The following is an 18,040-nucleotide window of genomic DNA, read 5'->3' on the forward strand; positions in this document are numbered from 1 at the left end:
TATTGAATTGAAAATTAAACGGTTTTTTGCCAAAGATATGAGAACGGCGCTCCTCCAAGTTAAAGAAGAACTTGGCTCGGAAGCTGTGATCATGTCAAACAAAAAAGTCGCTGGTGGGGTTGAAATAGTAGCGGCTATTGATGGTGAAGCGGGTAATTCCTCCTCAAACCCACGTTTAACTCAGCCTCAGAAGCAGCAAGCTCAATACACACAAATGTCTTCATCCGCAGCTACTGCTGCACGTCGTTCATTAGAAGATGACAGAGTGAGCTTGAATGCGAACTCAGAAGCAGGTCGTTCGATGACAAAACGATTTGCCAATATGCTAAAGCAATACAGTAACGGGGCGGATGAAACACAAGAGCATAAAGCGGAGAATGAAGATTCACTTTCAGCTCTTCTAAATCGACAGGCTAAGAGTTCGCACAATGTTGACGGCGCTTTCGGTCATGAATCAGGGTTGGCAAAGCTTATCTCTGAAGATCGTCGTGTTGAGCGTCCCGCTCCACGACTTGATCCTACTCGTTACGACCGAGGTCGTGAATCAAGCCCACAAAAAAGCTCTGATACCGAGATGGAAACGATGCGAGAAGAAATGACGTCTATTCGCCGTTTATTAGAGCATCAAGTTTCCGGACTGATGTGGCAAGAAGTCGAACGCCGTGAACCTTTAAGAGCAATGTTGATCAAACGATTAGAACGCATGGGTGTGTCTTCTGAGCTTGCAGACCAAATGGCCTGCTATATTCCCGAAGATACAAAACCGGCCCGAGCGTGGAAGGCTTTGCTTTCACTAGTTGCAGACCAAATAACGGTTACTCAAAAAGATATTTTGAAGCGAGGTGGCATTGTTGCCTTGCTTGGACCTACTGGAGTAGGTAAAACGACGACAGTTGCAAAATTAGCTGCGCGTGCAGCTATGGAGTATGGCTCAGACAACGTCGCGTTGGTTACAACAGATACTTACCGTATCGGTGCTCATGAACAATTATCAATTTATGGCAGAATTATGGGTTGTCCTGTAAGAGTTGCTAAAGATTCCAGTGAGTTAGCCGATGTAATATATCAGCTACGTAATCGACGACTGATTTTAGTCGATACAGCAGGTATGGGGCAGCGAGATGTTCGTTTATCGGAACAGTTAGATACGCTAATGCAAGAGAGTGGATCTGTGATTCATAGTTACCTAGTTCTCCCTGCTACAGCCCAACGCAAAGTATTGCAAGAGACAATTGAACATTTTAGACGCATTCCTCTTTCGGGATGCATTATGACTAAACTTGATGAATCATTGAGTTTGGGTGAATTCATCAGTGTAGTAATTCAAAATGCATTACCAGTTGCTTACATAGCAAATGGCCAACGAGTTCCTGAAGATATTGTGATAGCACAGCCAAAGTACATGATTGCTAAGGCTAACGACTTGCTTGAAAAATCAACAGAGAATGAACCTCATTACTGGAACAGTGATTCCGAAGGACTCTAGGCGGCGGACAAATATGACTCAAAATATGATACATGATCAAGCTAGCGGCCTCCGTCGCTTAACAAAGCCTTCACTTACTAAAGTAATTGCGGTTACAGGTGGTAAAGGCGGTGTCGGTAAATCGAATGTAACCTTAGGGCTTGCCATTTGTATGGCTCGTCAAGGTAAAAAGGTTATGGTTTTGGATGCTGATTTAGGATTAGCGAATGTAGATGTCATGCTAGGTATTCGTTCCAAACGTAACTTAGGGCATGTACTGGCTGGTGAATGTGAGCTAAAAGACGCAATTGTTGAAGGTCCTCATGGTATTCGAATCATACCTGCGACTTCTGGCGCACAGAGTATGACTGAACTTTCTCACGCTCAACACGTTGGTCTTATTCGTGCATTTGGTTCATTAGAAGATGAAATGGACATCTTATTAATTGATACGGCTGCTGGTATATCTGATATGGTAGTGAGCTTTTCAAGAGCCGCTCAAGATGTTGTTATTGTTGTTTGTGATGAACCTACATCTATTACTGATGCCTATGCTTTAATTAAGCTATTAAGCCGAGAACATCAGGTGCAGCGCTTCAAAGTTGTTGCAAATATGGTCAGAAGCTACCGCGAGGGTCGAGAATTATTTGCAAAGTTGACCTTGGTCACAGAGCGCTTCTTGAATGTGAGCCTCGAACTCGTAGCATGTATTCCTTTAGATGATAAAGTACGACAAGCAGTTAAGAGACAAAAGATCGTAGTGGATGCGTTCCCTCGTTCGCCAGCTGCTTTGGCAATTAGCTCTTTAGCCAATAAAGCCTTAACTTGGCCAATTCCAAAAACACCTAGTGGTCATTTGGAGTTTTTTGTAGAAAGATTGCTAAATCGTAATGAATTCTTAGAGGAACCGTTTGGTGAATAAAGCGCTTACTTATGATCAGCATGCAAACCTCAATAGCCAGCAGGCTTTTTTTGAGAAGTACTCTGTGTTGGTTAAACGTATCGCTCATCATTTATTAGGGCGATTACCGCCTAACGTATTAGTTGATGATTTAATTCAAGCTGGAATGATAGGCTTGATTGAAGCTCAACAAAATTATGATGGCTCAAAGGGCGCGAGTTTTGAAACTTACGCCGGTATAAGAATTCGTGGTGCGATGCTTGATGACATCCGCCGTGGAGATTGGGTTCCGAGATCCGTACATAAAAATAATCGCGAAATTAGCAGCGCGATCTCAGAGCTTGAAAGTGTACTCAACCGTGACCCTAGTGACGCCGAAGTGGCTAAGCATATGGGACTTTCACTTGAGCAATACCACAGTGCACTTACTGACATCAATTGTTCAAGATTGGTTGGAATAGAAGATTTAGGGGTGTCGGACGACGCGATATCTCCTAATGATGACTCACATGATAATACTCCTTTTCAAGGTGTTGCCGATGAGTCATTCCGCCAAGCATTAATTGATTCGATAAAACAACTTCCAGAGCGTGAAGGTTTAGTACTTTCGCTCTACTATGATGAAGAATTAAACTTGAAGGAGATTGGGGAAGTATTAGGTGTCAGCGAATCTCGTGTCAGCCAAATATTAAGCCAATCTATGCAGCGTCTACGCACTAAACTAAGTGCATGGACTCAGAACGACTAACAACACTGGTTCTACTCAGTGGAGGCAATTTTGAACAAAAACATGAAAATTCTCATTGTTGATGACTTTTCAACGATGCGCCGTATTGTTAAAAACTTATTACGTGACTTGGGCTTTAATAACACTCAAGAAGCGGATGATGGTTTAACTGCGCTACCAATGCTTAAAAAAGGTGAGTTCGATTTCGTAGTAACTGACTGGAATATGCCAGGAATGCAAGGAATCGACCTATTGAAGCACGTTCGTGCTGATGCTGAACTTAAGCACTTGCCTGTTCTGATGATCACTGCTGAAGCAAAACGTGAGCAAATTATTGAAGCAGCACAAGCTGGCGTAAATGGTTACATTGTTAAACCATTTACAGCTGCAACTCTAAAAGAAAAACTAGACAAGATTTTCGAGCGTTTATAAGCACGGAATACTTGTTTTCAAGGCGCTTCCTAATTAATTGCAAACAGCCATTTATGTGGGCTTATTTAAGAAGCGTAAGAAACATGCGGAGAAAGGCCTGATCAGGATGATTTCATTAGAACAAGCAAAAAAACTGGTGCAGTTGCTTGAAAATCACGAGCAGCAAGAAGCTGACTCTCTTGTTAAAAGCATTTATGAAGATAGTGATAATACGACCCTTCAAGATAATCCAATGCTTCAAGAGATTGGTACGCTTACTCGTGATCTACATGACTCATTAACTCAATTTAACTTTGACGATCGCATGAGTGTTATCGCGAATGACGAAATCCCTGACGCAAGGGATCGCCTTCAATACGTCATAGATAAGACAGAGATTGCTGCCAACAAAACGATGGATGCTGTCGATCGTTGTATGCCAATTGCAGACAACCTTCATGAGTGCTTACTCCAAGTTAGGCCGCAATGGAATGAACTGATGCACGGTCGAATTGAGCTTGCGAAATTCAAAGCTCTATGTCACCGCATTGATGGGTTGTTGGTTCAAGTAGAAGGTGATAGTACCGAACTACGTGGGCAATTAACCGAAATCTTAATGGCACAAGACTTCCAAGATTTAACAGGGCAGATCATTACTAAAGTGATTACCTTAGTGAATGAAGTCGAAGGTCGCTTAGTTGAGATCCTTACTGTCTTTGGGGCAAATCAATCAGAACAGAATACCGATGCAGAGAAAAAAGCATCCATCGAAGCTGAGGGGCCAATTCTAAACCCTGAAGAACGTGAAGATGCGGTTGCATCGCAAGATGAAGTCGATGATTTGTTATCCAGTCTCGGATTTTAAAGGTAACGTATGAGCTACGAATTAGATGAAGACATTCTTCAGGACTTTTTAGTCGAAGCTGGAGAGATTCTAGAATTACTATCAGAACAGTTAGTAGAATTAGAAAATAACCCTGATGATAAAGATTTATTAAACGCAATTTTCCGTGGTTTCCACACGGTGAAAGGTGGCGCTGGGTTCTTAGCATTGACGGAGCTGGTTGATACTTGTCACGGTGCTGAGAACATCTTCGACATTTTGCGAAATGGTCAACGCAGTGTAACCGCTGGTTTAATGGATACGATGCTTCAGGCACTTGATACTATTAACGTTCAATTTCAAGCTGTGCAAGATAGAGAGCCTTTGGTTCCTGCTACTCAAGAGTTACTTGATGAGCTTCATCGCTTATGCAAACCAGAATCTGCTGACGCGCCTGTTGAAATTCCTGAAATCCCAGTTTCAGCTCCTGAGCCAGTTCAGCCTGTTGTACAAGCAACAGATATTAGCGCATCTTCAGTTGATGAAATCTCTGAAGATGAGTTTGAGAAATTACTAGACGAACTTCATGGTAAAGGTGGCGCTCCAAATGCCGCAGCAGCTGATTCAGCCCCTGTTGCACCTGCTCCAGTATCAGCGATGTCTGATTCAGGTGATATTACAGACGATGAGTTTGAAAAGTTGCTTGATGAGTTGCATGGCACCGGCAATAGCCCGACGTCTAATGATGTCACACCGCCACCTCCGCCACCGCCAGTTACACCGCCGCCAGCTACTTCTGCATTTGCTGGTGACGATCTAATGACGGATGCTGAATTTGAAAGCTTACTTGACCAATTACACGGTTCGGGTAATGGCCCATCTGTTGAAGAATTGGATGCTGCAACCAAACCGGCAGCCGCACCTGCTCCTTCTGCACCAGCAGCTTCTATACCAACACCGCCTCCTGCGCCAGCACCTGTCCCTAAACCGGCAGCTAAAGCTGAACCAGTAGCGAAAGCCCCAGCAAAACAAGAAGCGAAGGCTCCGGCAACTAAGAAGCCTCAAGCGGATGCTACCGTTCGTGTTGACACCTCAACACTTGATACCATTATGAATATGGTCGGTGAGCTTGTTCTAGTACGAAATCGTCTAGTGAGCTTAGGGCTAAATAGTAATGATGAAGAAATGGCGAAAGCCGTTTCTAACCTAGATGTAGTAACAGCTGATTTGCAAGGCGCGGTAATGAAAACGCGTATGCAACCAATCAAGAAAGTATTTGGTCGATTCCCTCGCGTTGTACGTGATCTAGCACGTAGCTTGAAAAAAGACATCGTTCTTGAAATGCGTGGAGAGGAAACTGATTTAGATAAGAACTTAGTAGAAGCTCTTGCCGATCCACTTATTCACTTGGTTCGTAACTCGGTTGACCACGGAATTGAAATGCCAGAAGACCGTTTGTCTGTTGGTAAGTCTCGTACTGGTAAAGTAATCCTTTCAGCTTCTCAAGAGGGTGACCATATTGAACTGGCTATCGTTGACGATGGTGGTGGTATGGACCCAGATGTATTACGTGGGATTGCGGTCAAACGAGGGATTATGGATGAAGACGCGGCTTCGCGTTTATCAAACAAAGAGTGCTTCAACTTAATTTTTGCTCCAGGCTTCTCTAGTAAAGAAAAGATTTCAGATATCTCAGGTCGTGGTGTTGGTATGGATGTTGTTAAAACAGCAATCAATACTCTAAATGGCTCTATTGATATCGATTCAGAGCTGGGTAAAGGGACCAAGATTACAATCAAAGTACCTCTAACGTTAGCAATTTTACCTACGTTAATGGTTGGTGTTGCGGGTCACCCATTTGCACTACCACTTGCATCTGTAAATGAAATTTTCCATCTAGATTTAAGCCGCACCAATGTGGTTGATGGGCAATTGACTATTATTGTTAGAGACAAGTCAATCCCACTATTTTATCTACAGAATTGGTTAGCGCCGCAAGCTGGCACTATTGAACTACGTAAGGGACATGGGCATGTTGTTATTGTGCAACTTGGCAGTCAACGTGTAGGTTTTGTGGTTGATACCTTGATTGGACAAGAAGAAGTGGTTATCAAACCTTTAGATAACTTGTTGCAAGGAACGCCAGGTATGGCAGGTGCGACAATTACAAGTGATGGGCACATTGCATTGATTTTAGACGTGCCTGATCTACTAAAGCAGTATGCAGCTGCTTCAAGAATTTAATTAAGGATAGACTATGGCGATTAAAGTATTAGTCGTTGATGATTCGAGCTTTTTTCGCCGTCGCGTAAGTGAGATCATTAATTCAGAGGCTCGCCTAGAAGTTCTAGATGTTGCAGTAAATGGTAAAGAAGCAGTAGAAAAAGCAAAGCAGCTCAAACCTGATGTGATTACTATGGATATTGAGATGCCTGTTATGGATGGCATAACTGCTGTCCGTGAAATTATGGCTGCTTGCCCAACTCCGATTTTGATGTTTTCTTCACTGACTCACGACGGTGCTAAAGCAACGTTAGATGCATTAGACGCGGGTGCTCTAGATTTCTTACCTAAGAAGTTTGAAGATATTGCCCGAAATAGGGACGATGCGGTTGTTTTACTTCAGCAGCGAGTTCTAGAAATCGCTTCTAAACGTGGATTGATGCGCCGAGCTCCAATTCGTCCAGCTCCTACTGCATCAGCGCCTGTTCGCCAAACAGCGACAACGGCAAAACCAGCATCAGTGGTTAAAGCTAAATATCGAGCATCAGGTAAAAAGTATCAATTAACTGCAATTGGGACATCAACTGGCGGTCCTGTTGCGTTACAAAAAATTCTGACTCGTTTACCTGCTAATTACCCTCATCCCATTGTGCTAATTCAGCATATGCCGGCTACCTTTACTGCCGCTTTTGCTAGCCGTTTGAACACTTTATGCAAAATCGAAGTGAAAGAAGCGCAAGATGGTGATGTGTTAAAGCCTGGTGTTGCCTATTTAGCTCCAGGCGGCAAACAAATGATGATTGATGGCAGAGCTGGTTCTTCACGTCTTCGCATTCTAGATGGTGGGGAGCGAATGAACTATAAACCTTGTGTTGATGTGACATTTGGTTCTGCAGCGAAAATATACGGTGATAAGGTCTTATCTATGGTGCTTACAGGCATGGGTGCAGACGGCAGAGAAGGTGCTCGCATGCTTAAATCGGCAGGTGCAACAATCTGGGCACAAGATGAAGAAAGCTGTGTTGTTTACGGTATGCCTCAAGCTGTCGCGAAAGCGGGGATCTCAACAGAAGATCTACCATTAGAGCGAATTGCTGAAAGAATGCTTGTCGAAGTTGGATTATCGTAGGTATAGCACATGATAGTTTGGAGTGTTGCAAACCAAAAAGGTGGTGTTGGAAAAACCACAACAACGGTTACTTTAGCTGGCTTACTTAGTCAAAAAGGGCACCGAGTGTTACTTGTGGATACCGACCCTCATGCATCACTAACCACGTATCTGGGTTATGATTCAGATACGGTTGAAGCCAGTTTATTTGATCTTTTTCAACTTCGTGAATTTTCGAAGCAAAGTGTTAAACCACTTACTTTAAAAACAGAAGTTGAAGGGATCGATATTATTCCTGCGCATATGTCACTTGCCACACTTGATCGTGTCATGGGGAATCGTAGCGGTATGGGGTTGATTCTAAAAAGAGCAATCACAGCACTGCAAGGTGAATATGATTATGTGTTAATTGACTGTCCGCCGGTTTTGGGTGTGATGATGGTTAATGCTTTGGCAGCCAGTGACAGAATTTTGATCCCTGTTCAAACAGAATTCTTAGCATTAAAAGGCTTAGAGCGAATGATCAGAACGCTTACCATTATGCAGAAATCTCGAAAGTCACCTTTTCAGGTAACTATTGTGCCGACTATGTATGACAAGCGAACGAAGGCTTCTTTACAAACACTGACTCAGTTAAAGCAAGAATATCCAGACCAAGTTTGGACATCAGCTGTACCAATAGATACGAAATTTAGAGATGCAAGTTTGAAAAGGCTCCCCGCTTCTCATTTTGCATCCGGTAGCCGTGGTGTTTTTGCGTATAAACAATTGCTTATTTACCTTGAGAGGTTGGCGATAAATGAGCATCACTAACAGTTTATCTGGCGAACAAGCTCTAGATGATTACTTTACTGCGCTATTAGATGAAACGCCTGAATTTGATGAAGAAAATCCGCTGATTAATCAGGCGAGTGATTTATCATCTGCAGAGCCAGAGCCAGAGCCAGAGCCAGAGCCAGAGCCAGAGCCAGAGCCACAACCTCAGCCTAAAACGTTTTCAACGTATGCTGAACTTAGGGCTCAAGAATTTGAAGTTCCAAACTTAGAAGATGTCCAAAAGCTTCTAAGTCAATTGGAATCGACTAACATCGTGGAAGAATTAAACCTCGATGAAGTCATGGATAGAAATACTCAGCAGATAGCTTTGCAGGCGGAAGAAGCAGTTCCAGAATCTATTCCTGTTAATGATACTGCGATTGTTGAAGAAGAAATTCAAGGCTGGGATATACCAGAACCAGAACCAGAACCAGAAATTGAAGAAAGAATATCGGATGAAGCGTTATGGGCTAAACAAGCTCTATCTGCGGCAGCATCAATAGCTGAAGATACTACGGTTATTGAAGAAAAAGAAATTGAAGCACCAAGCCTACCTGAAACTGAATTACAGACTGAAAGTGGTGGCAGTGATTTAGATACTTGGAAAAGCACAATACGAAGTGAAGATTTTCAAGTGCTCTATTTTGATGTAAATGGTGTCACTTTTGCGGTCCCACTAGATGAATTAGGTGGTATTCATCAACTTGGTGATGTGAGTCATTTGATTGGTAGACCTAAGTGGTATCTTGGTCTTCAGACCAATAAAGATAATCAGCTTGATGTAGTTGATACTGCAAAATGGGTAATGCCAGAAAAATTAACGGATGATGAGTACAAAGAAAAGTACCAATACATCGTTATGCTTGGTGAAAGCTTATGGGGCTTAGCAAGTACTGAGCTCAAAGGTACCGAACTACTGAATGCAGACAAAGTACGCTGGCGAGAAATGGCAGGTAAACGACCATGGCTCGCTGGTATGGTGAAGGAAAAAATGTGTGCTTTGATTCACGTTGAAGCATTAATAGCTATGCTTAATGCAGGGCTTGATGTAAAAGCATTAGATTAAAAAAATAAGTCGGGCACGACATTAAGAGGATTAAAGATGAACGAAGTTGAAGTAAGAAAAGATCAAGGTAATGATGAAGTGCTTCAGTGGGTAACTTTTCAACTAGAAGAGGAAACTTACGGCATCAATGTAATGCAAGTTCGTGAAGTATTACGTTATAGCGAAATTGCTCCTGTACCTGGCGCTCCTGACTATGTACTAGGGATTATCAACCTGCGTGGTAATGTTGTCACAGTTATTGATACTCGCTCTCGATTTGGTCTAATGCAAGGTGAGATCACTGATAATACTCGTATTATTGTGATTGAATCTGAGCGTCAAGTTATTGGTATTCTGGTGGATAGCGTAGCTGAAGTGGTGTACTTGCGTTCTTCTGAAATCGATACAACGCCAAGTGTGGGTACTGATGAAAGTGCTAAGTTCATCCAAGGTGTGAGCAACCGAGACGGCAAACTACTTATTCTAGTCGACCTTAACAAATTATTAAGCGAAGACGAATGGGATGAGATGGCTCACCTATAATGTTTGATGCATTTCAAATAAGCCCTGCTTTATTACTGATTGGAGCAGGGTTGATTAGCTTACTTCTTATCGGGTTATTGACCCGTGTGAAAAATGTTATTCAGAAACAAGTAGATCAATCTCGACTGCACGTTCGTAATCTTGAGAAAGAACTTCAAAAATCAAGTAAACAACTTTTAGAAGTTCGTTCTGTTGTTATTGGTTTAGGTCAAAAAGTGACAGAGCAAGAAGATGTTATTAAACATCTTAGCGAACGAATTGTAGAGCTTGAACATGTAGACACTGACGGTCGGCTTTATACAAGAGCGACTAAGATGGTACAACTTGGCGCTGGTATCAATGAGCTTATTGAGGAATGTGAATTACCAAAAGCTGAAGCTGAATTGATGATGTCATTACAGAACAAGCTAGCAGGAAAAGAAAAGGTTCCACCGTTACGCAGCGATCCTTCATCGAATCATGAAAGATCTCATCACCAAGATAGAAGAAAATCGCAACGACGCTAGTGTTCTCGAACCTATAACAACTCTAAAATTAAGAAGCTTCGGCTTCTTTTTTTGTTTTTGTTACACTCTATTTATAGAACGATGTTTATAAGTCTATGTATCAGTAGTAATTACTTTAAATAAGAGAAAATATGTAAATTGTGATGGTGTAGTTACAGTTTCTTACCGAGATTGTTGTTTCGTAAAGACCTAGTCCTATTTTGTCCCTTGAGTGCTGTGTTACTATAGCCCACTTATTATAAGATCCAATTTACCTACAGATTAGACCAAAATACCTATGTTAGAAGTCACCAACTTAACTGCAATTCGTGATGAAAGGGTTCTTTTTGAATCACTTTCTTTTCAACTGAAATCGGGTGAACTTGTTCAAGTTGAAGGAAGGAATGGCACGGGAAAAACAACACTTCTCAGGATAATTGCGGGCTTAGGTGACCGAGATGAAGGTTCAATTTATTGGGAAGGTGAATCAATTCAGTCTAATCGAGATTCTTATCATCAAAATCTATTGTTTTTAGGGCATCAAACTGGAGTAAAGCGTGAGCTAAGTGCATTTGAAAACTTACGTTTTTACCAATCTATCCATAATGTCAATGCAACAAAAGATGATATCTATGGAGCATTGGCTCAAGTGGGTTTAGCTGGAAGAGAAGATGTACCAGCAGGACAGTTATCCGCAGGACAGCAACGACGCGTTGCTCTCGCACGTTTGTGGCTAAGCAATCAAATGCTTTGGATTTTGGATGAGCCACTTACAGCAATCGACAAACAGGGTGTAAAAGTTTTGGAATCACTTTTTTCTAAACATTCCGATAACGGTGGTATTGTTTTATTAACAACCCACCAAGATATGTTTGCAGATAGCCCTAAACTTCGAAAAATTAAGCTGGGTGAGTAATATGGTTTCTTCAATGACTACAATTATTCGACGCGAGCTACTTATCGCATTTCGTCGTCAAGCTGATATTTTTAACCCTCTGTGGTTTTTTATTATTGTCATTACCTTATTCCCTTTAAGTATTGGTCCTGAGCCAAACTTACTGGCGCGTATCGCTGCCGGTATTGTATGGGTGGCAGCTTTATTGTCAGCTTTATTGTCTTTAGAGAGGCTATTTCGCGATGATTTCCAAGATGGAGCGCTTGAGCAAATGATGCTCATGCCCATCCCGTTGCAGTTGGTCGTCTTGTCCAAAGTCATAGCGCACTGGTTATTGACTGGGTTACCCTTGATTTTAATTAGTCCATTACTGGCTGTGCTCCTATCGTTAGACTTCGATACCTGGTTAGCCGTTGTCTTAACTTTATTGGTTGGTACACCTGCATTAAGCTTTATTGGTGCAATTGGCGTTGCCTTAACTGTAGGTTTGCAAAAAGGGGGGGTGTTATTAAGCCTGTTAATACTTCCTCTTTATATACCTATACTTATTTTTGCTACATCAGCGATAGATGCTGCAGCTTTAGGTGTAGCTTATGATGGGCAGCTTGCCATTTTAGGGGCAATGTTTATGGGGGCGATGACTCTAACTCCATTTGCGATCAGCGCAGCTCTGAGAGTCAGTGTGAATTAATTTCTGGATAGTGAACTTATTACAATTATTTGACTCATAGAGTCCGGTAAACAAGCAAATACAAAATAATAATAATCACAGCTAATAGTTGTTGTGAGCAATATGAAGTAAGAGTGAGAACATATAATGTGGAAATGGCTACATCCCTACGCCAAAGCAGAGGCTTCATACCAGCTCGCTGGTAAACTTTTGCCATGGTTTTCAATTCTAGCGTTATTGTGCCTGTCTGTAGGTACTGTTTGGGGCTTAGCATTTGCTCCTTCGGACTATCAACAAGGCGATAGCTTTAGAATCATTTATATCCATGTTCCTTCTGCCATTTGGTCTATGGGCGTGTATATGTCTATGGCAATTGCAGCATTTATAGGACTTGTTTGGCAAGTTCGCCTCTCTGATATGGCCGCTCTTGCGATGGCACCTATCGGTGCAGTGTTTACCTTTATTGCATTACTAACAGGTGCTGTTTGGGGTAAACCAATGTGGGGCGCATGGTGGGTATGGGATGCACGGCTAACTTCTGAACTTATTCTTTTATTCTTATATCTTGGTGTGATTGCTTTACACCACGCATTTGATGATCAAAAAACAGCTGCCAAAGCGGCAGGCATCCTTGCGATCGTTGGTGTGATTAACCTACCAATTATTCATTTCTCAGTTGAATGGTGGAATACGCTTCACCAAGGCGCAACTATTACCAAGTTTGATCAGCCTTCAATTTCATCTGATATGTTATGGCCATTACTACTTAATATCTTTGGTTTTGCCTTCTTCTTTGGTGCACTGACTATGATTCGTTTCCGCAACGAGATTATAAGTAAAGAAAGCCATAGACCTTGGGTCCGTAAACTCGCCGCTGAAAAAGCACAGTAAGGTAGATTATTATGTATTTTGAATCTCTGAGTGATTTCTTTGCAATGGGAGGCTATGCCTCGTATGTCTGGAGCGCGTTTGGAATTACCTTTTTATCGATGTTTATTCTTATGATTGTAAGTATTCGTCGTGGAAAACAGCTACTCACTGAAGTACAAGCAAAAATTGATCGCCAAGAGCGAATTGATGCAGCAAAAAATATGGAGAACACTCTATGAATCCGAGACGTAAAAAGAGGTTAGGCATAGTACTAGCAATCTTTTTTGGTATCAGTGCGACAATTGGTTTAATGGTCTATGCACTTAACCAGAACATGGATTTGTTCTACACACCGACTGAGCTTGTAAATGGTAAAGATGGTAAGAAACCTGAAGTAGGGCAGCGTCTACGTATTGGCGGGATGGTTGTTGTCGGATCAGTGAAACGTGACCAAGAATCTTTACGCGTAAGTTTTGATTTAGCAGATATTGGTCCAAAAGTTACCATCACTTACGATGGTATTCTCCCTGATCTTTTTCGTGAAGGGCAAGGTATTGTCGCTCAAGGTGTATTAAAAGATGCAACAACCATCGAAGCTTTCGAAGTACTTGCAAAGCATGATGAAGAATATATGCCATCTGAAGTTGCTGAAGCCATGAAGAAAACCCATGAGCCTTTGCAATATTCGGAAGACCAAAAAAAAGGAGCATATGAATGATCGTTGAGGTCGGCCATTTTGCCATGATCCTATCATTGGGTTTGGCATTATTATTAAGCGTTTTACCTTTGTATGGCGCAGCCAAAAACAACACAATGCTAATGAACACCGCGAGACCACTGTCTTGGGGGATGTTCCTATTTCTAGCCGTGTCGTTTGTCATTTTATGTTATGCCTTTTATACCAACGACTTTACTGTTCAATACGTAGCAAGTAACTCTAATAGCCAACTACCTTGGTACTATCGGATTACTGCGGTTTGGGGAGCTCATGAAGGTTCATTGCTGCTTTGGGTTCTAATCCAAGCGGGCTGGACGGTTGCTGTTGCCACCTTTAGCCGTGGAATGCCACAAGAATCAGTGGCGCGCGTATTGGCAATTATGGGGCTGATAACTGTAGGGTTTTTACTGTTCATCATTATTACCTCTAACCCATTCTTACGTACTCTTCCATTCTTCCCTGTTGATGGTCGTGATTTAAACCCACTTCTACAAGATCCGGGTCTAATCATTCACCCACCAATGCTTTACATGGGTTATGTTGGTTTCTCGGTAGCTTTCTCTTTTGCTATTGCCTCTTTAATGAGCGGTCGTTTAGATACAGCATGGGCACGTTGGTCTCGTCCTTGGACAATCGCTGCATGGTTGTTCCTAACGCTAGGTATTTCTCTTGGTTCATGGTGGGCTTACTATGAACTTGGCTGGGGTGGTTGGTGGTTCTGGGATCCAGTTGAAAACGCATCATTTATGCCTTGGTTAGCGGGTACTGCGCTAATGCACTCACTAGCGGTGACTGAAAAACGCGGTACATTCAAAGCGTGGACAGTGTTACTAGCTCTTTCTGCATTCTCATTAAGTTTATTAGGTACGTTCTTAGTTCGTTCGGGCATTTTAGTTTCTGTTCACGCTTTTGCGTCGGATCCAGCTCGCGGTATGTTTATCTTAGGCTTCCTAGTATTTGTTATTGGCGGTTCACTTTTATTGTTTGCTGTAAAAGGCGCGGCAGTACGAGTGCGTGGTAACTTTGATCTTGTATCAAGAGAAAACGCTTTATTAGGTAACAACATCATACTTATCGCAGCGCTGGTCGTTGTCTTAGTGGGAACATTATTACCATTGGTCCATAAACAAATTGGTTTGGGTTCAGTTTCAATTGGCGCACCATTCTTTGATATGTTGTTCTTTTGGCTGATGATTCCATTCTCGTTCTTATTGGGTATTGGTCCTCTGATCCGTTGGAAGCGTGACAACTTATCTAAGCTTGTTAAACCTATGCTTATTTCAGGTGTTGTTTCGCTGACACTCGGTGGTCTACTGATCACAGTGCTAGCTGAGCGCTTCAATGGTACTGCTTTCACTGGTTGGGTGATGGCTATTTGGATCATTTCCATGCACGGTTTTGAGTTGCATGAGCGCGCAACCCATCGTCATACTTTCTGGAAAGGTGTTACTAAGTTGCAACGTAGTCATTGGGCTATGGTGTGTGGTCACCTTGGTTTAGCAGTGGCTGTTATTGGTATTGCTATGGTTCAAAACTACAGTATCGAAAGAGATGTACGTTTAGCTCCTGGTGAAAACTTCCAACTGAACGAATATAACTTCTACTTCTCTGGTGTACGAGATAAAGATGGCCCTAACTATGATGGTTATATTGCTGACTTTGAAATCACCAAAGAAGGTAAATACATCAATACATTGCATGCTGAAAAACGTTTTTACACAACCGCTAAGTCGATGATGACTGAAGCTGCAATTGATAGAGGCGTTACACGCGATCTTTATATTGCAATGGGTGAGCGTTTAGATGACAACAAATCTTGGGCTGTGCGTATTTACTACAAACCATTTGTACGCTGGATCTGGGCTGGTTCAATCATTATGTCTCTAGGTGGCATTATTGCAATCACTGACCGTCGTTACCGTTTTCGTAAACCATCGAAAAAGCAAGAAGCAGTAGAGCAGGAGGCATAAATGAACAAGAAGATTCTATTTATCCCACTGGTTGCATTTATGGTGCTAGCCGCCATATTTGCTACGCAACTGGTTCGTAATCAAACAGGGGATGATCCAACAAAATTGGAATCTGTCCTGATTGGTAAACAAGTGCCCGAGTTTCGATTGGAAGACTTGGCAGAACCAGGCAAGTTGTATGACCAAGCTGTCTTTAAAGGTGAGCCTTTACTACTGAACGTTTGGGCTACTTGGTGCCCAACATGTTACGCAGAGCACTCATATTTAAATCAGTTATCTGCGGAAGGCGTGAAAATCATCGGTATGAACTATAAAGATGATCGCACTAAGGCTGTGGGCTGGTTAAATGAGTTGGGTAACCCATACTTGATCAGCTTATTTGATGGCGATGGCATGCTTGGTTTAGACCTTGGAGTTTATGGCGCGCCAGAGACTTTTCTTATTGATGCAAATGGCATTGTTCGTTACCGCCATGTAGGGGATGTAAATCCTACAAACTGGGCAGAAACATTGAAGCCAATGTATCAAGCGTTGTTGGAGGAAGCGAAATGATGAAACGTGCTTTGTTTGCATTACTTGCCACTTTCGCAATTTCCTTAACTGCAACAGCAGCTATTGAAGTGTATGAGTTCGATACGCTGGATCAAGAGCAGCAATTTAAAGATTTAAGTAATACTCTGCGTTGCCCTAAATGTCAGAACAATACTATTGGTGATTCGAATGCAGAGCTTGCACAAGATCTTCGTCAAAAAGTATATGAAATGACCAAGAAAGGGCAGTCTGAGCAAGAGATTATTGATTACATGATTGCTCGTTACGGTAATTTTGTGACTTATAATCCGCCGCTGACACTCGCGACATCTATTCTTTGGGTCGGTCCTTTTTCTGTCATCATCTTAGGTTTTGGTTTGATCATATTGAGAAGCCGTAAGACCAAAGCAAAAACTGCTGGCTCTAAAAAGAGTTGGGATGAAGATAAAGAAGCTCGCTTAAAAGCGCTGCTAAACGAGAAGAACAACGGAGATAAAGAATAATGACGCTTTTTTGGATTTCTACGGTTGTTCTAACTCTAGCTGCAATTGCCTTGATTGCAGTGCCTTTCTTGAAAAGAAAAGCGAACAACGATGAAGCACTGCGTGATGAATTGAACAAAGCTTTCTATAAAGATCGCTTGTCTGAACTTGAAGTAGAAGCTGCTGAAGGTTTGGTGGAGAACCAACAAGACCTGATTGCCGATCTAAAACAATCACTGCTTGATGATATTCCAACACAACAGAAACAGCAGAAAACAAAGACTTCGATCGTTGGAGTACTTGTTCCTTCTGTACTTTTAGTGGTGTTAATTTCTTATGGTATGTACTACAAGTTCGGGGCTTCAGATAAAGTTCTTCACTGGCAAGAAGTGAGCTCTAACTTACCTGCATTATCTAAAAAATTAATGTCGGGTAGTGGAGAGGTTCTTAGTGATGATGAATTGGAAGACCTAACTCTTGCACTTCGTACTCGCCTCCATTATCAGCCAAAAGATTCAACAGGTTGGTTACTGCTAGGTCGTATCGCCTTAGCTAATCGTGATGCAGGAACTGCAATCGATGCAATGGCGCGAGCATACAAACTTGAGCCTAAAAATGAAGACGTCCAACTTGGTTATGCGCAAGCGTTAATGCTGTCTCAAGATGAAGCTGAACAAAATGAAGCTCGTTTATTACTTAGCCGCTTGATTAAAAATGATTATGTGGATATTCGAGTGTTCTCTTTGCTAGCTTTTGATGCGTTTGAGCAACAAGACTACGCTGGCGCTGCTAAATACTGGAGCATCATGCAGCAGATGATTGGTCCTGAAGATAGTCGTTATGAAATGCTGGCTCGAAGCATTGAAAGTGCTAAGAAGAAAATGAGCCCATCAGAGAGTGCGGTAGCAGGTAAAAGTGTTGCGGTGACTTTAACGCTCTCTGATCAAGTGAATACTTCGCCTGACTCAGTATTAATAGTGTCTATTCATAGTGCTGATGGCTCGCCAATGCCTATTGCTGCTGCTCGTTACCCACTTGGCAGTTTTCCTCGCACGGTTGTGTTGGATGATGGTAACAGCATGATGCAAGGTCGTAACCTTTCCAGCTTAGATACTTTAATGGTTAGAGCAAGGTTAGACAGTGATGGGAATGTCGCTACACGTGATGCTGATTGGTATGGTGAAAGCGAAGTTGTAGAACTTGGCGCGCCAGTAACAGTTAATATTGAGAAACAATATCAATAGTATTCAGTAGTAAGCATTCCGATTCTTATCGAAACGGTATAAACTTACGACACCAATTGAGGCCAGCGATTGCTGGCCTTTTTTATTATTCAGCCCCCTTATGGAAAAGGTCA

20 protein-coding genes are annotated in these 18,040 nt (G+C 42.2%); all 20 read left to right on the top strand.

Annotation, left to right across the window (positions count from 1 at the left end; genetic code table 11):
• Positions 1-7 precede the first annotated feature (7 nt).
• On the top strand, positions 8-1,486 hold the full coding sequence (gene flhF, locus L4C37_RS05155) for a flagellar biosynthesis GTPase FlhF (RefSeq protein WP_137372314.1): 1,479 nt from the start codon (positions 8-10) through the stop codon (positions 1,484-1,486).
• Positions 1,487-1,499: 13 nt separating this feature from the next.
• Positions 1,500-2,387 carry a MinD/ParA family protein gene (locus L4C37_RS05160; RefSeq protein ID WP_137372315.1) on the top strand — a complete coding sequence of 296 codons (888 nt, stop codon included), beginning with the start codon at positions 1,500-1,502 and terminating at the stop codon, positions 2,385-2,387.
• Complete coding sequence (locus L4C37_RS05165) at positions 2,380-3,114, top strand: RNA polymerase sigma factor FliA (protein WP_137372316.1); 735 nt, start codon at positions 2,380-2,382, stop codon at positions 3,112-3,114. Before L4C37_RS05160 ends, L4C37_RS05165 begins: the two co-directional genes overlap by 8 nt.
• Positions 3,115-3,156: 42 nt before the next feature.
• The gene (cheY, locus tag L4C37_RS05170; protein WP_012603445.1) at positions 3,157-3,525 is read left to right on the top strand and encodes a chemotaxis response regulator CheY; all 369 of its coding nucleotides are present in this window, start codon (positions 3,157-3,159) and stop codon (positions 3,523-3,525) included.
• Between the two features lie 106 nt (positions 3,526-3,631).
• A complete protein-coding gene (locus L4C37_RS05175) occupies positions 3,632-4,369 on the top strand; it encodes a protein phosphatase CheZ (protein ID WP_137372317.1) in 738 nt (245 codons plus the stop codon).
• A gap of 9 nt (positions 4,370-4,378) precedes the next feature.
• Positions 4,379-6,571 carry a chemotaxis protein CheA gene (locus L4C37_RS05180; protein WP_429768050.1) on the top strand — a complete coding sequence of 731 codons (2,193 nt, stop codon included), beginning with the start codon at positions 4,379-4,381 and terminating at the stop codon, positions 6,569-6,571.
• A 13-nt stretch (positions 6,572-6,584) separates the two neighbouring features.
• Positions 6,585-7,679, top strand: coding sequence for a protein-glutamate methylesterase/protein-glutamine glutaminase (locus L4C37_RS05185; protein WP_137372319.1), 1,095 nt, complete (start codon positions 6,585-6,587; stop codon positions 7,677-7,679).
• A 9-nt stretch (positions 7,680-7,688) separates the two neighbouring features.
• Positions 7,689-8,471: a ParA family protein gene (locus tag L4C37_RS05190; protein WP_273294830.1), complete on the top strand. Its 783-nt coding sequence runs from the start codon at positions 7,689-7,691 to the stop codon at positions 8,469-8,471.
• On the top strand, positions 8,458-9,540 hold the full coding sequence (locus tag L4C37_RS05195; RefSeq protein ID WP_429768051.1) for a chemotaxis protein CheW: 1,083 nt from the start codon (positions 8,458-8,460) through the stop codon (positions 9,538-9,540). Before L4C37_RS05190 ends, L4C37_RS05195 begins: the two co-directional genes overlap by 14 nt.
• A gap of 36 nt (positions 9,541-9,576) precedes the next feature.
• Positions 9,577-10,062, top strand: a complete 486-nt coding sequence (locus L4C37_RS05200) for a chemotaxis protein CheW (protein WP_137372322.1) — start codon at positions 9,577-9,579, stop codon at positions 10,060-10,062.
• Positions 10,062-10,568: a DUF2802 domain-containing protein gene (locus L4C37_RS05205; protein ID WP_429768052.1), complete on the top strand. Its 507-nt coding sequence runs from the start codon at positions 10,062-10,064 to the stop codon at positions 10,566-10,568. The genes L4C37_RS05200 and L4C37_RS05205 overlap by 1 nt, the downstream gene beginning before the upstream one ends.
• Before the next feature lie 277 nt (positions 10,569-10,845).
• Positions 10,846-11,463, top strand: coding sequence for a cytochrome c biogenesis heme-transporting ATPase CcmA (gene ccmA / locus L4C37_RS05210; RefSeq protein ID WP_429768053.1), 618 nt, complete (start codon positions 10,846-10,848; stop codon positions 11,461-11,463).
• Position 11,464: 1 nt separating this feature from the next.
• Positions 11,465-12,133 carry a heme exporter protein CcmB gene (ccmB, locus tag L4C37_RS05215; RefSeq protein WP_137372325.1) on the top strand — a complete coding sequence of 223 codons (669 nt, stop codon included), beginning with the start codon at positions 11,465-11,467 and terminating at the stop codon, positions 12,131-12,133.
• 126 nt (positions 12,134-12,259) lie between these two features.
• On the top strand, positions 12,260-13,003 hold the full coding sequence (locus tag L4C37_RS05220) for a heme ABC transporter permease (protein WP_137372326.1): 744 nt from the start codon (positions 12,260-12,262) through the stop codon (positions 13,001-13,003).
• 11 nt (positions 13,004-13,014) lie between these two features.
• Positions 13,015-13,221, top strand: a complete 207-nt coding sequence (gene ccmD / locus L4C37_RS05225) for a heme exporter protein CcmD (RefSeq protein WP_137372327.1) — start codon at positions 13,015-13,017, stop codon at positions 13,219-13,221.
• A complete protein-coding gene (gene ccmE, locus L4C37_RS05230; protein WP_137372328.1) occupies positions 13,218-13,700 on the top strand; it encodes a cytochrome c maturation protein CcmE in 483 nt (160 codons plus the stop codon). The genes ccmD and ccmE overlap by 4 nt, the downstream gene beginning before the upstream one ends.
• A complete protein-coding gene (locus L4C37_RS05235) occupies positions 13,697-15,670 on the top strand; it encodes a heme lyase CcmF/NrfE family subunit (RefSeq protein ID WP_137372329.1) in 1,974 nt (657 codons plus the stop codon). Before ccmE ends, L4C37_RS05235 begins: the two co-directional genes overlap by 4 nt.
• A complete protein-coding gene (locus tag L4C37_RS05240; protein WP_273294826.1) occupies positions 15,671-16,222 on the top strand; it encodes a DsbE family thiol:disulfide interchange protein in 552 nt (183 codons plus the stop codon).
• On the top strand, positions 16,219-16,704 hold the full coding sequence (locus L4C37_RS05245) for a cytochrome c-type biogenesis protein (protein ID WP_273294825.1): 486 nt from the start codon (positions 16,219-16,221) through the stop codon (positions 16,702-16,704). The genes L4C37_RS05240 and L4C37_RS05245 overlap by 4 nt, the downstream gene beginning before the upstream one ends.
• Positions 16,704-17,927, top strand: coding sequence for a c-type cytochrome biogenesis protein CcmI (gene ccmI, locus L4C37_RS05250; protein ID WP_273294823.1), 1,224 nt, complete (start codon positions 16,704-16,706; stop codon positions 17,925-17,927). The genes L4C37_RS05245 and ccmI overlap by 1 nt, the downstream gene beginning before the upstream one ends.
• Positions 17,928-18,040 lie beyond the last annotated feature (113 nt).

The sequence above is a fragment of the Vibrio kagoshimensis genome (assembly GCF_050337535.1).
GTDB lineage: Bacteria > Pseudomonadota > Gammaproteobacteria > Enterobacterales > Vibrionaceae > Vibrio > Vibrio gallaecicus.